We start from the raw sequence: 13,877 nt of genomic DNA, 5'->3' as shown, positions 1-13,877 counted from the left end.
AACCAACGACAATCAGGCAAACTTCTTCTGGACTTCTGCCGACACGTTCGCCGGCGCTTCAGCGTAGTGATCGAATTGCATCGTGAAGGTCGCGCGTCCCTGGCTCATCGAGCGCAGGTTATTCACGTACCCGAACATGTTCATGAGCGGCACCATCGCGTTGATGACGTTGGCGTTGCCCCGCATGTCCTGACCCTGGATCTGGCCGCGCCGGGAATTCAGGTCGCCGATGACCGAACCGGTATAGTCTTCCGGGGTCACCACTTCGACCTTCATGATCGGCTCGAGCAGAACAGACTTGCCCTTCTGCAGCGCTTCGCGGAATGCCGCGCGCGATGCTATTTCGAAGGCCAGCGCCGACGAGTCGACGTCGTGGTACTTGCCGTCGACCAGTTGAACCTTGACGTCGACCACCGGGAAGCCGGCGACGACGCCCGAGCCCATCACGCTGTTGAGGCCCTTTTCGACGCCGGGGATGTATTCCTTCGGCACCGCGCCGCCGACGATCTTGGACTCGAACTCGTAACCCTTGCCGGGCTCGTTCGGCTCCACGATGAGCGACACTTCGGCGAACTGACCGGTACCGCCGGTCTGCTTCTTGTGCGTGTACTTGACTTCAGCGCGCTTGGTGACCCGCTCACGGAACGCCACCTGCGGTGCGCCGATGTTGGCATCGACCTTGTAGGTGCGCTTGAGGATGTCGACCTTGATGTCGAGATGGAGTTCGCCCATGCCCTTCAAGATGGTCTGGCCGGACTCCTGGTCGGTCGACACGCGGAACGACGGATCTTCTGCAGCGAGCTTCGCCAGTGCTACGCCGAGCTTTTCCTGGTCGGCCTTCGACTTCGGCTCGATCGCGATTTCGATCACCGGCTCCGGGAATTCCATCTTTTCCAGAATCACCGGCTTGTCGGGATCGCACAGCGTATCACCGGTGCGCGCTTCCTTCAGGCCCGCCAGCGCGACGATGTCGCCGGCATAGGCTTCCTTGATGTCTTCGCGGTTGTTCGCATGCATCAACAGCATGCGGCCGATACGCTCTTTCTTCTCGCGGGTCGAATTGATGACCCCGGTGCCCGACTGCAGAATGCCCGAATAGATGCGGCAGAAGGTGATGGTGCCGACGAACGGGTCGTCCATGATCTTGAACGCGAGCAGAGCCAGCGGCTCCTTGTCGTCGGCCTTGCGCACCACTTCATTGCCGTCATCGTCGGTACCCTTGATCGCGGGCACGTCGATCGGCGACGGCAGATAGTCGACGACGGCGTCGAGCAGCGGCTGCACACCCTTGTTCTTGAACGCCGAGCCGCACAGCACGGGATAGAAGGCGCCGGTCAGCACGGCCTTGCGGAGCAAGCGCTTCAGCGTCGCCTCGTCCGGCTCCTTGCCGTCGAGGTAGGCGGCCATGGCGTCGTCGTCGAGCTCGACGGCGGCTTCCACCATCTTCTCGCGGTATTCCTTGGCCTGGTCGACGAGGTCGGCCGGGATGTCGACATAGTCGAACTTGGCGCCGAGCGATTCATCGTTCCAGATGATGCCCTGCATCTTCACGAGGTCGACGAGACCCTTGAAGTTGTTCTCGGCGCCGATCGGGAGCTGGATCGCGATCGGCTTGGCGCCGAGGCGGTCGACGATGTCGGCGAGACACTTGAAGAAGTCGGCGCCGGTCTTGTCCATCTTGTTGGCGAAGACGATGCGCGGAACCTTGTACTTGTCGCCCTGGCGCCAGACGGTTTCGGTCTGCGGTTCGACGCCCTGGTTGGAATCGAGCACGCATACCGCGCCGTCGAGCACGCGCAGCGAACGCTCGACTTCGATGGTGAAGTCGACGTGGCCGGGGGTGTCGATGATGTTCAGGCGCTTGCCGTTCCAGAACGCGGTGGTCGCAGCCGAGGTGATCGTGATGCCACGCTCCTGCTCCTGCTCCATCCAGTCCATCGTCGCGGCACCTTCGTGCACTTCGCCGATCTTGTGGCTCTTGCCGGTGTAATAAAGGATGCGCTCGGTGGTCGTGGTCTTGCCGGCGTCGATATGCGCCATGATACCGAAGTTACGGTAGTCCTCGATGGCATGTTGGCGGGGCATGGGCTTGTTCCTTAAATCCGTTCTTCGCCGTTACCAGCGATAATGCGAGAAGGCGCGGTTGGCTTCCGCCATGCGGTGCACGTCTTCACGCTTCTTGACGGCGTTCCCCCGGTTGTTTGACGCATCGAGCAGCTCGGCCGAGAGCCGCTCCGTCATCGTCTTTTCGTTACGCTCGCGCGCGGCCGTGATCAGCCAGCGAATCCCCAGCGCCTGGCGGCGGACCGAACGCACTTCGACCGGCACCTGGTAGGTGGCGCCACCGACGCGGCGGGACCGCACTTCGATGGTCGGCATGACGTTTTCCAGCGCCTGCTCGAACACGGTGAGCGGCCCCTGCTTGGTCTTGGCCTCGATCATGGCGAGCGCGCCATAGACGATGTTTTCGGCAGCAGACTTCTTGCCGTCGTACATGATCGAATTCATGAACTTCGTAATGATGACGTTCCCGAACTTCGGATCCGGGTTGACTTCACGCTTTTCGGCAGAATGGCGACGAGACATCTTGTCTGTTCCCGCTTATTTCGGACGCTTCGCGCCGTACTTCGAACGACGCTGCTTACGGTTCTTGACGCCCTGGGTATCGAGGACGCCGCGGAGGATGTGGTAGCGCACGCCGGGCAAGTCCTTGACGCGGCCGCCGCGGATCATCACCACCGAGTGCTCCTGAAGGTTATGGCCTTCACCCGGGATGTAGCCGATCACCTCAAAGCCGTTGGTCAGGCGCACCTTGGCAACCTTACGAAGCGCCGAGTTCGGCTTCTTCGGGGTCGTGGTGTAGACGCGCGTGCACACGCCGCGCTTCTGCGGCGACTGCTGCAGCGCCGGCACCTTCTTGCGCGACTTCTGTACGGTACGCGGTTTTGCGATCAGCTGGTTGATCGTCGGCATGTCAGCCTTCACCCTTTAGTTCGCGCGAAACCTTGAATGGCTTTCGCAAAATTCTTCTCGGAACTAGCCGTTCCGTTCGGCCCGCCTCACGCGAAAAACCTTCACGCAAAACGAAATCGCGCCAACCACCCATTGCTGAGCGGAAAGCGCTTCGACGCCACAGAGGACCGCGAGTTAAGGCCGATCAGCGTTCGCTGTCCGGCCCGCCACCGAGATCATGCATCCGAGTTAACTCTCAAGAGGACGTGCTCAAGAGAACTAAAATCGTCCTGGCATTGCCTAGCAGTATGATCGACAGCGTTTGAGCGGCATTCGTCGAGGTTGGTGCCCGTCTCAGTCCAATAAGGATTTGAAAGGGTGGTCCGTTCCGACGCTGGCGTAGCTCACCGCCTGTCGTTAAGTGGCCGTCTTCTATAAGCGGTGGATAGCTAAGTCAAGCAAAAGGAGAACGCTGGAAATGCCTATGGCGTCTGTGGATTCAGCGCTTCGCATGAATTCGGGAAGTCCGAAATGGGCAATATTCCGCCGTGCCCTGAGCCGCCCGAGTCGCCATTTTTATCCGGGTAGATATATCGGAACAGCATTCTCGTGGCTTTCGATCCAGAGCCGATCGCCAGACTAAGCCTTTATTTGCCTTTTCCGGGTGCAAAAGTGTCGCACCCCGGCTGAAATTCCGGATGAAATCATCCGGGGCGGTAGAGCCAGCTCGACCGCGGCCGCGATGCTCGGACGTGCGTGAATTCCGACTGTCCCGATCGACCCTCATCAGGTCTATCCATCCGGCTTCCGCGTCGAAAAAATCAACGGCGACGGGCAGCTCTGCCGCTTCTACCAGACCGGAATCGCCGATTCGGTGCTGCGCTCGGCCACCCATGACGGCGAAAACTGGATCGCGCGATCCGGCTGCCTGCGCCTCAGCGCGAGATCGAACCGCTCCGCTCACTCCTCGTCTTCATCCTCATCGTCGTCGTCATCTTCGTTGTCGTCGTCGGCCTGAGCGGCGGCGTTGTACGGCGTATGGCCCTGGTCGTCCCAGAGCTTGCGGTAGACGCCGTTGGCCGCGAGCAACTGCGCATGCGAGCCGCGCTCGATCGCCTTACCGCCTGAAATCACGATGATCTCGTCCATCTCGACCACCGATGTCAGGCGGTGGGTCGACCAGATCATGGTGCGCCCTTGCGCCACCTTCAGAAGCGTGCGGTTGATCGCGGCTTCCGTGGTCTGGTCGAGTGCCGAGGTCGCTTCATCGAGCAATAGCAGCGACGGATTGCGGATGATCGCGCGCGCGATCGCAATGCGCTGACGCTGGCCACCCGACAGCGTGTCGCCGCGCTCGCCGACCGGCGTGTCGTATTTCTGCGGCAGGCTCATGATGTAGCGGTGAATCTCGGCCTTGCGCGCGGCTTCCTCGACCTCCTCATCGGTGGCGCCTTCCTTCCCAAGCCGGATGTTCTCGCGGATCGACATGTTGAACAGCATGTTCTCCTGGAACACGATGGCCATGCCTCGGCGCAACGATTCGCGCGTTACGCGGCGGATATCGACGCCGTCGATCGCCACCCGCCCCTCGTCCGGCGTGTAAAGACGCAGGATCAGGTTGAGCAGCGTGCTTTTGCCGGAGCCGCTCGGCCCGACGATCGCGATGCGCTTGCCGACATCGAGCTTGAGGCTGAAATTGTCGAGCACCGGCATCTCGCTGCCTTCATAGGCGAAGGTGACGCGGTCGAAGGTGATGTCGTTGGTGATCGGCGGCAAATCCGGCGCGCCCGGCCGGTCGGCGCCGCGGGTCGGCTCATCCAGCAGTTCCTGCATGTGCCGCACCGCCGCCGCCGACTGGATCGACACCGGGATGAAATGCATCAAATGGGCGATGTTGTAGGACACCTCCCAGAACGCGCTCTCGAAGGTGACGAAGGTGCCGATGGTGATCTGGCCCTTGGTGGCGAGATAGGCGCCGATCGCCAGCACCACGAGATGCAGCAGCAGCACCGAAATGGTGACAGTGCGCTCCACCATGGTGGACAGGAACACGGCGGACGCGGTCTTGATGCGCACATCCCGGTTGCGCATGGTGAACCAGCCAAGCGTGCGGCGCTGCAGGCTGAACGCCTTGATCACGGCCTGCGCCGCCACGTTTTCCTGCACCGTGCCGAGCAGCGCCGCTTCATTCAGCTTCTGCTCATAATTCGCCTGCACCGCCTTCGGCGTCAGGATCCGCGGCCCGATCAGCGTGATCGGGAATACCAGGAGGGCGACCGCCGCGAGCTGCCAGTTCAAGAACAGCATCAGGATGATGCCGGCGATCAATTCCAGGAACGGTAAAGCGGCGCTGTTGGCGAACGTCTTGACCGAGCCCTCGAAGGCTGCGAGGTCGATCGAGAAGCGCGAGAGGATTTCGCCGCGTTTGGTACGGACAAAATATGACGCCGGCAGGTTCTGGACGTGCTCGAACAGCCGCGTCCGCACGTCGGCAATGATGGACGCCGCCAGCCGCGCATCCCAGCGCTCGTACCAGACCGCAATGATCGAGGTGACGATGCCGGCGACCGCGAGCACGCCGAGGATCTTGTAGAGCGCCTGAAAATCCTCTTCGCCCAGCGCATCGTCGATCAGGAATTTCAGGCTGAGCGGCATGATGACGTTGAACAGCGTCTCGACGAGAACGCCGAAGGTCACGAAGACGAGCAGTTTCCTGTAATTGCCCAGATACGGCTTGACGAAGCCGTAGATGGTCGCCATCGCGCCGGCGGCTTCCTTGGCGGTGAAGACGACGAGATCCTCGTCATCATCATCGTCGTCGAGCTCGATCTCGTCCTCTTCGTCGTCCTTGTCAGCGTCGGGGGGGATGCCGGCCGCCTTCCCACCGGCGACGGTCGTAGCGGCAGGCCCGGCCGCGAGCTTCTTCGCGAACTCGGGATCGTCCGCCGGCGCGGGATTCTGATCATCCGAGGACGGAGGCTTGGGCGCCATGAAACCAACCGATGCTGCACGGCCGGCATGACCGCAAATCGAACGCGGCAGCGGCGGACGCTACCGCAAAGATTCTATGCGATTGGGATGAATTCGGCAAACGTTTGGCGTAACCGGCTCCGCTTCAGCGGAGCGGTCACGCTCAATACAACCAGTCGGAGCTCAATCTTCCGATTCGACCTTGTCGAAAAACGAATAGCGCAGGCTGTCGGCGTCGGCGTACCACTGCCCCGGCCCCTTGTTGGCGGCCAGCGTCGCGGCCCATAACGCGTCGGTGCAGTCGCGCCGGTGCATCGAGAGGTCGAATCCGTTGCCGAAGAACAATTCGGACCATTCCCACCAGGTACCGAGCTTCTTCACGCCGCGCAGCAGGTCGTAACGGTCGATCAGTGCGGGGGCCATGTCCGATGTCACCGATCCGAACACCAGGCCGGTCTTCACGACGCGGTTCAGTTCGCGCACCGCCCGCGGGACCTGCTTTTCGGAAACGTGACACAGGCTGGTCTCGAACACGAAATCGAACTCGTCGTCCTTGAAGGGTATGTCGACGATCGAGCCGAGCTTGTTGAACTTCTTCAGCGCCTTCGGTGTGCTGGCGTGGATCGCCTTGTTGTTTTCGATACCCCAGGCATCGATGCCACGTTCGCGCAGCGCGCCGACCAGCTCGCCGCTGGCCGAGCCGGCAACGAGCAGCTTGTAACCCTTGGCTCTGTTCCAGACGATCTTGATCAGATCCGTTAGATAGGCCGGGTCGGTAAACTGGCTCCAGACTTCGCTGTAGGGGCCCAGCCCACGGTAATTCTCGAAATAGCTGCGGTCGATCTTGTCGGACGACACCTCGCCCTGTTGCGCGCGGGCGCGGCGCAGCCGCATCATCTCGGTCAGAATGATGTCGGTGGCGGCGTCGGAGGAGTCGAGCAGCCCGTTCAACGTCGAATCGAAAAGATAGTCGCCGACCACCACGATTCCCGGATGCTCTTTCGGCTCCGGGCGATGGTTGGTCATGACGTCGCGCACCGGCAGGCCGCCCGGCAGCGCGTTCACCGAGGACAGCCAGCGGTGAATCTTGCCTTCCAGGAAATAGTCGCGGGCATTGCCGAGAGACGGCGGCAATGATTTGAGCGCGGCGTCGATCAGTTCCTGATCGCTGAGATTGGCAAATGCCAGCGCATCCGAGCCCGCGATCAACCAGTTGAGCACGCCATGCCTGCCGACGTCGTGGCGGGCGCCCTCATTGTAGACGCAGCAGCCGCCGAACGCTTCCGACATGAACCAGGCGCCGGGGATCTTCTCGCCCCAGAACGGTTCATCGAACAGGATCGAAATCCGCAAGTAATGCGCCGGACGGTCGAAGTAAGCGACGTGCTTGACCATCGACTTGCGCAGCTCCTCGCCATCCCAGCTCATGGTGGCGAGCCAGGAATGCGGCAGGCACATCAGCACCAGATCGAAATCCCGTGTCTCGGGCCCCTTCCCGTTCATCATGTTGAGCTGATAGCGGCCGGAAGCGGTTTTTCCGACCTTCAGCACGCGGTGATTGAGCTGGATTTCAGCATCGACTTCCGAGCGCAGGCATTCAATCAACTGCTCATTGCCGTTCTGGATCGAGTACAGGCCGATATAGCCGTCGATATCCATCACGAAGTTCTTCAGCGCATTCAGGCCATTGGTGTTGTGCGCCTCCGTTGCGATATCCGAGCGCGCCATCACCTTGAAGAAGCGCTTGGCCGTGGGATCGTCGACTTCCTTGTCGAGCACTTCCTCGCAGGTCATGTAGGCCCATGGATGCTCGTTGTCGTGGGCGCCGACACCTTCGTAATATTCGATCGGCGACACCAAGTCGGCGCAGCGCTTGCGGAACGCCTCGATCGCGGCCGCGGTCTTCTCGCCATACTTGCGGCGCATGCCCGGCACATCGTTGAGCAGCACGCCGTCGAGGTGCACCTGCTCGGCGTCCATCGGTATCGTCTGCAAGCCGAAATGCTGGATCAGTTCCCGCAAGGGATCCGGGCCGGTCATCGAATAATCGTAGATTTCGGCGACGCCGGCCTCATACATCGCCGGCGCGGAATCGAATTTGCGCGAGACAATCTTGCCCCCGACGCGGTCGGACGCCTCGTAAATCGTGACACGGCAGAGATCGCCAAGCTTTTTCTTCAAGTACCAGGCGCTCATCAAGCCGCCTGGGCCGCCCCCTACAATTGCAAGATCCAACATTTCTTTTCCGTCGCCCTCCGGCTCCCCTGCCTATAGGACATCAGCCGGTCTGAACCGCTAGCAAAAGCCCTTTTCACCCTGAAGGGAAGATGAACAAAGCAGGCCCTCGCAACGCAGCAATGAAAGAAAGCAGCAAGAAGGCCGGCTTGCGCCGACCTTTTGTCTTCGCACCGTATTCTTGCGGGCGTGCTATTCTAGCAGCGGCACGGTCGGCCGTTTCGACGGCACTACTGCACGGCACGGTTGTTTATCCGCCACGGAACGCCTTGCCGGCGAGCAGGCTGACAAGCTCCTGCTGGCGTGACAGGCCGGTCTTCGATAGCACCGCTTTGAGCTGGCTGCGCACCGTCTCCCGATTGACGCCGGTCGCATCCGCAAGCGCATCGATGGTTACAGCCTGGCCGATACCTCGCGCCACGCGCGCCTCCGCCGGCGTCAGGTCGAACAGGCCTTGCAGGACTTCCGCCGTCGGCACCGCAGCGCGATCGACCGGCGTCACCACCAACAGCGCGGTGGCCTGGGTGAAGATATCGCGCGCATCGCCGCGCACGGGGACGACATGCAGCACCATCGGCACGCGGATTGCCGTCGCAGCGACCGGTATCGACTTGACGGTTCGACCATCGGCAAGAGACCGCGGACCGAGCGCTTCCGCAAGCAGCGCGTCTGCCGTGACATCAGTGATCGTCACACGCTCGATACGATCCTGAAACAACGAAGGGACTAGCGCTTCGAACAAGCCGTTTGCCGCAAAGACCCGACCGCGCCCGCGCAACACCGCGCCCGGCAGGCCAAGCACCTGCAACGCGTCGGCCTGAGCGCGTGCGCGCTCGAAGCCAATGCGGTTTGCTGCAAGGGAGGCCCGGGCCAGATGCGGCCGCAGCCCATCCAGCAGTTTGACGACATCTTGCGGCACCGGGCCATGATCCTGATGCCGCGGCATCACGATCGCGATTGAATCGCCGCTCGGCATCGGAATGATCGTTCCGGCGCGGTAGCCAAGGCCGTGTTTGCGGTAAAAGTTGCAATAGACGTCGTTGGTCGCAATCTCCTCCTCCGAGAGGAGATCATAGTCAGTGACGAAGCCTGCATGATTGAGGGCAATGGCGCGCGGCAGATTTGGATCGCGTTCGCTCCATCCGTCTCTCAAGAAAACCGGCATGAGCTGATCATATTCGGCAGAATTGACCGCGCTCGTGTAGCCATCGCGCACGCCGAACAGAAAGCCGCCGTTGCCGCCGATCGCGGCACTGAGTTCGCCGAGCACAGCCGGCCAAAGCGACGGAATGAGCCCCGCCTCGTAGATGCGGTCGATCAGGGGTTCAAGATGAGCCGACTCGCTCATGGGAATTGCAAATCTTACCTTCAAGGCAGGACGCCATTTCCTGACTTGATAGCAGCGATCACCCGTCCGGGTGAAGCACCATATCCTTGTTCGCAAAACAAAAAGCCGGCTTCACAGCCGGCTTTCTTATTGATTTGAGCGGAATTCTTACTCCGCCGGCGGCAGCGCCAGCGGTTCCGCTTCCGGAGCGGTCGGCACGATCGCCGCCTGCTTCTCGCGTTCGTCCAGGATCAGCTTGTCGCGCTTGACGGCGACTTCGCGGATCTTGGCCATCGAGGCGCCGGTGCCCGCCGGGATCAGCCGGCCGACAATGACGTTTTCCTTGAGGCCTTCCAGCGGATCCACCTTGCCGTTGACGGCGGCTTCGGTGAGCACGCGGGTGGTCTCCTGGAACGAGGCCGCCGAGAAGAACGAGCGAGTCTGCAGGCTCGCCTTGGTGATGCCGAGCAGAACCGGCGTTCCCGTGGCGGGCTTCTTGCCCTCTTCCTTTGCCTTCAGGTTGAGCGCGTCGAACTCGATCTTGTCGACCTGCTCGCCCGAGATCATGTCGGTGTCGCCCTGGTCGGTGATCTCGACCTTCTGCAGCATCTGACGGACAATCACCTCGATGTGCTTGTCGTTGATGAGCACGCCCTGCAGCCGGTAGACCTCCTGGATTTCGTTGACCAGATAGGCAGCGAGTTCCTCGATGCCCTTGATCGCCAGGATGTCGTGCGGCGCCGGATTGCCTTCGACGATGAAATCGCCCTTTTCGACGATGTCGCCGTCCTGCAGATGGATGTGCTTGCCCTTCGGGATCAGGTACTCGCGTGGCTCCTCGGTCTTGTCCATCGGCTCGATCGAGATGCGGCGCTTGTTCTTGTAGTCGCGGCCGAAGCGGATCGTGCCAGCGATTTCCGCGATGATGGCCGCGTCCTTCGGCTTGCGGGCCTCGAACAGCTCGGCCACCCGCGGCAGACCGCCGGTGATGTCGCGGGTCTTGGCGCTTTCGGTCGAGATACGCGCCAGGATGTCGCCGGCCTTGACCTTCGCGCCGGTATCCACCGACAGGATGGCGTCGACCGACAGCATGTAGCGGGCATCGCCGCCACGCGCGAGCTTGAGCACCTTGCCGTCCTTGCCCTTGACCACGATGGCCGGACGCAGATCGGCCCCGCCGCGCGACGCACGCCAGTCGATGACGACGCGCTTGGCGATACCGGTGGATTCGTCGAGCGTTTCCGAGATCGACTGCCCCTCGACCAGGTCCTCGAACCCGATGGTGCCCTCGACTTCGGTGAGAACCGGACGGGTGTACGGATCCCACTCCGCGATGCGCTGGCCGCGCTTGACCATGTCGCCCTCGTCGACGTGCATGCGCGCGCCGTACTGAATGCGGTGAGTCGCACGCTCGGTTCCGTCGGCATCGACGATCGCAACGACCATGTTGCGCACCATCGCGATCAAGTGACCTTCGCTGTTTCGGGCGATGGACTTGTTCTTGATGGTGACCTTGCCCTCGAAGTTCGATTCGACGAACGACTGCTCGTTGATCTGCGCCGCGCCGCCGATGTGGAACGTGCGCATCGTGAGCTGCGTGCCGGGTTCACCGATCGACTGGGCGGCGATGACGCCGACCGCCTCGCCGTGGTTGACCGGCGTGCCGCGGGCCAGATCGCGGCCGTAGCACTTGCCGCAGATGCCGTTGACGAGTTCGCAGGTCAGCGCCGAGCGAATCTTCACCTCCTGGATGCCGGCCTGCTGGATGGCGTCGACATGCGACTCTTCCATCAGCGTGCCGCGCTTGACCACGACCTTGTTGGTCGCGGGATCGCGCAGATCCTCGCCCGCGACGCGGCCGAGAATACGCGAACCCAGCGAAGCGACCACCGTACCGGCGTCGACGATGGCGCGCATCTTGATGCCGAGCTTGGTGCCGCAATCGTCCTGCGTGATGATGCAGTCCTGCGCCACGTCGACCAGGCGGCGTGTCAGGTAACCGGAGTTCGCGGTCTTCAACGCGGTATCCGCGAGACCCTTGCGGGCGCCGTGGGTCGAGTTGAAGTATTCGAGCACCGACAGACCTTCCTTGAAGTTAGAAATGATCGGCGTCTCGATGATCTCACCCGACGGCTTCGCCATCAGGCCGCGCATACCGGCGAGCTGACGCATCTGCGCCGGCGAACCGCGCGCGCCCGAATGCGCCATCATGTAGATCGAGTTGATGTCGGCGTCGGCACCCTTCGGCGTCTTCTTGGTCGAGGAGATTTCCTTCATCATCTCCTTGGCGATTTCTTCGGTCGCCTTCGACCAGGCGTCGACCACCTTGTTGTACTTCTCGCCATGGGTGATCAGGCCGTCGTTGTACTGCTGCTCGAAATCCTTCGCCAGCGTACGGGTGGTGTCGACAATCTTCCACTTGCTGTGCGGCACCACCATGTCGTCCTTGCCGAACGAGATGCCGGCCTTGAACGCATTGTAGAAGCCGAGCGCCATGATGCGGTCGCAGAAGATCACCGTCTCCTTCTGGCCGCAGTGGCGGTAGACCTGATCGATCACGCCGGAGATTTCGCGCTTGGTCATCAGCTTGTTGATGATGTCGTACGAAATCTTCGCGTTCTTCGGCAGCACATTGCCGAGCATGACGCGGCCCGCGGTGGTTTCGATCCAGCGCTTGGTCGCCTTGCCGTCCTCGTCGGTACCCTCCCACCGGTACTTGATCTTGGTATGGAGGTGGATGACTTTCGAATGCAGGGCGTGCTCGAGCTCGGCCATGTCGCCGAAGATCTTGCCCTCGCCGGGCAGGCCTTCGCGCATGATCGAGAGATAATAGAGTCCGAGCACGATGTCCTGCGACGGAACGATGATCGGCTGGCCGTTCGCGGGATGCAGGATGTTGTTGGTCGACATCATCAGGACGCGCGCTTCCAACTGCGCTTCCAGCGACAGCGGAACGTGCACGGCCATCTGGTCGCCGTCGAAGTCGGCGTTGAACGCCGCGCAAACCAGCGGATGGAGCTGGATCGCCTTGCCTTCGATCAACACCGGCTCGAACGCCTGGATGCCGAGGCGATGCAGCGTCGGCGCGCGGTTGAGCAGCACCGGATGCTCGCGGATCACCTCGTCGAGAATATCCCAGACCTCGGGACGCTCCTTCTCGACCAGCTTCTTCGCCTGCTTCACGGTGGTGGACAGACCCTTGGCGTCGAGCCGCGAATAGATGAACGGCTTGAACAGTTCGAGCGCCATCTTCTTCGGCAGGCCGCATTGATGCAGCCGCAGCTCGGGACCGACCACGATCACCGAACGGCCCGAATAGTCGACGCGCTTGCCGAGCAGGTTCTGCCGGAAGCGGCCCTGCTTGCCCTTGAGCATGTCGGCCAGCGACTTCAGCGGGCGCTTGTTGGCGCCGGTGATGACGCGGCCGCGGCGGCCGTTATCGAACAGCGCGTCGACAGCCTCCTGCAGCATGCGCTTTTCGTTGCGGATGATGATGTCGGGCGCGCGCAGCTCCATCAGCCGCTTCAAGCGGTTGTTGCGGTTGATGACGCGGCGGTAGAGGTCGTTGAGGTCCGAGGTCGCGAAGCGGCCGCCGTCGAGCGGCACCAGCGGACGCAGGTCCGGCGGGATCACCGGCACCACGGTCAGGATCATCCACTCCGGCTTGTTGCCGGAATAGCGGAACGCCTCGACGATCTTCAGGCGCTTGGCGAGCTTCTTGTGCTTGATGTCGGATTCAGTCTCCTGCATCTCGGCACGCAGGGACTGCTCGAGCTTTTCGAGCTCGAGACCCTTCAGCAGCTCGCGGATCGCTTCCGCGCCGATCATGGCGGTGAACGAATCCTGGCCGTACTCGTCCTGCGCCTTCAGGTACTCGTCTTCCGACAAGAGCTGACGGTCCTTGAGCGCGGTCAGGCCCGGCTCCAGCACGACGTAGTATTCGAAGTACAGGATCCGCTCGAGATCCTTCAGCGTCATGTCGAGCAGAAGGCCGATACGGGACGGCAGCGACTTCAGGAACCAGATGTGGGCGACGGGCGCCGCCAGTTCGATATGGCCCATGCGCTCGCGCCGGACGCGCGACAGCGTCACTTCGACCGAGCACTTTTCGCAGATGATGCCCTTGTACTTCATCCGCTTGTACTTGCCGCACAAGCACTCGTAGTCCTTGATCGGCCCGAAGATGCGGGCGCAGAACAGGCCGTCGCGCTCCGGCTTGAAGGTCCGGTAGTTGATGGTCTCCGGCTTTTTGATCTCGCCGTAGGACCAGGACAGAATCTTCTCCGGGGACGCAATCGAGATCCGGATCTGGTCGAAGACCTGGGCCGGGGTCGTCGGATTGAAGAGATTCATAATTTCTTGGTTCATCGTCTTCTCCTCGCGTGCCGGTCGT

The 13,877-nt window shown here is 61.8% G+C and carries 7 protein-coding genes; all 7 read right to left on the bottom strand.

All coding sequences use genetic code 11. From position 1 onward, the window contains the following. Nucleotides 1-12 precede the first annotated feature (12 nt). The 7 genes from fusA to rpoC all read right to left on the bottom strand — a co-directional run bounded on the left by fusA (nt 13) and on the right by rpoC (nt 13,852). A complete protein-coding gene (gene fusA / locus LMTR13_RS16730; protein ID WP_065728815.1) occupies nt 13-2,085 on the bottom strand; it encodes an elongation factor G in 2,073 nt (690 codons plus the stop codon). A gap of 30 nt (nt 2,086-2,115) precedes the next feature. Then, entirely contained in the window at nt 2,116-2,586 is a 471-nt protein-coding gene (gene rpsG / locus LMTR13_RS16725) for a 30S ribosomal protein S7 (protein ID WP_065728814.1), read from the bottom strand. Nucleotides 2,587-2,601: 15 nt separating this feature from the next. Next, on the bottom strand, nt 2,602-2,973 hold the full coding sequence (rpsL, locus tag LMTR13_RS16720; RefSeq protein WP_057849132.1) for a 30S ribosomal protein S12: 372 nt from the start codon (nt 2,971-2,973) through the stop codon (nt 2,602-2,604). 939 nt (nt 2,974-3,912) lie between these two features. Beyond that, nucleotides 3,913-5,943 carry an ABC transporter ATP-binding protein gene (locus LMTR13_RS16715; RefSeq protein ID WP_065728813.1) on the bottom strand — a complete coding sequence of 677 codons (2,031 nt, stop codon included), beginning with the start codon at nt 5,941-5,943 and terminating at the stop codon, nt 3,913-3,915. Between the two features lie 162 nt (nt 5,944-6,105). Then, on the bottom strand, nt 6,106-8,160 hold the full coding sequence (locus tag LMTR13_RS16710; protein ID WP_065728812.1) for an FAD-dependent oxidoreductase: 2,055 nt from the start codon (nt 8,158-8,160) through the stop codon (nt 6,106-6,108). Nucleotides 8,161-8,407: 247 nt separating this feature from the next. Next, entirely contained in the window at nt 8,408-9,505 is a 1,098-nt protein-coding gene (locus tag LMTR13_RS16705) for a helix-turn-helix transcriptional regulator (RefSeq protein WP_065728811.1), read from the bottom strand. Nucleotides 9,506-9,652: 147 nt separating this feature from the next. Continuing rightward, a complete protein-coding gene (gene rpoC / locus LMTR13_RS16700) occupies nt 9,653-13,852 on the bottom strand; it encodes a DNA-directed RNA polymerase subunit beta' (protein ID WP_065728810.1) in 4,200 nt (1,399 codons plus the stop codon). Between the last annotated feature and the right edge of the window lie 25 nt (nt 13,853-13,877).

Source organism: Bradyrhizobium icense, assembly GCF_001693385.1.
In the GTDB taxonomy this organism is placed as follows: Bacteria; Pseudomonadota; Alphaproteobacteria; order Rhizobiales; family Xanthobacteraceae; genus Bradyrhizobium; species Bradyrhizobium icense.
The sequence above is the reverse complement of the archived record's forward strand: the minus strand, read 5'-3'. Positions and strand labels throughout refer to the sequence as shown.

Excerpts from the sequence above, each read along its gene's own strand:
- fusA (WP_065728815.1), bottom strand. The coding sequence starts at position 2,085 with ATGCCCCGCCAACATGCCATCGAGGACTACCGTAACTTCGGTATCATG.
- rpsG (WP_065728814.1), bottom strand. The coding sequence starts at position 2,586 with ATGTCTCGTCGCCATTCTGCCGAAAAGCGTGAAGTCAACCCGGATCCG.
- rpsL (WP_057849132.1), bottom strand. The coding sequence starts at position 2,973 with ATGCCGACGATCAACCAGCTGATCGCAAAACCGCGTACCGTACAGAAG.
- LMTR13_RS16715 (WP_065728813.1), bottom strand. The coding sequence starts at position 5,943 with ATGGCGCCCAAGCCTCCGTCCTCGGATGATCAGAATCCCGCGCCGGCG.
- LMTR13_RS16710 (WP_065728812.1), bottom strand. The coding sequence starts at position 8,160 with ATGTTGGATCTTGCAATTGTAGGGGGCGGCCCAGGCGGCTTGATGAGC.
- LMTR13_RS16705 (WP_065728811.1), bottom strand. The coding sequence starts at position 9,505 with ATGAGCGAGTCGGCTCATCTTGAACCCCTGATCGACCGCATCTACGAG.
- rpoC (WP_065728810.1), bottom strand. The coding sequence starts at position 13,852 with ATGAACCAAGAAATTATGAATCTCTTCAATCCGACGACCCCGGCCCAG.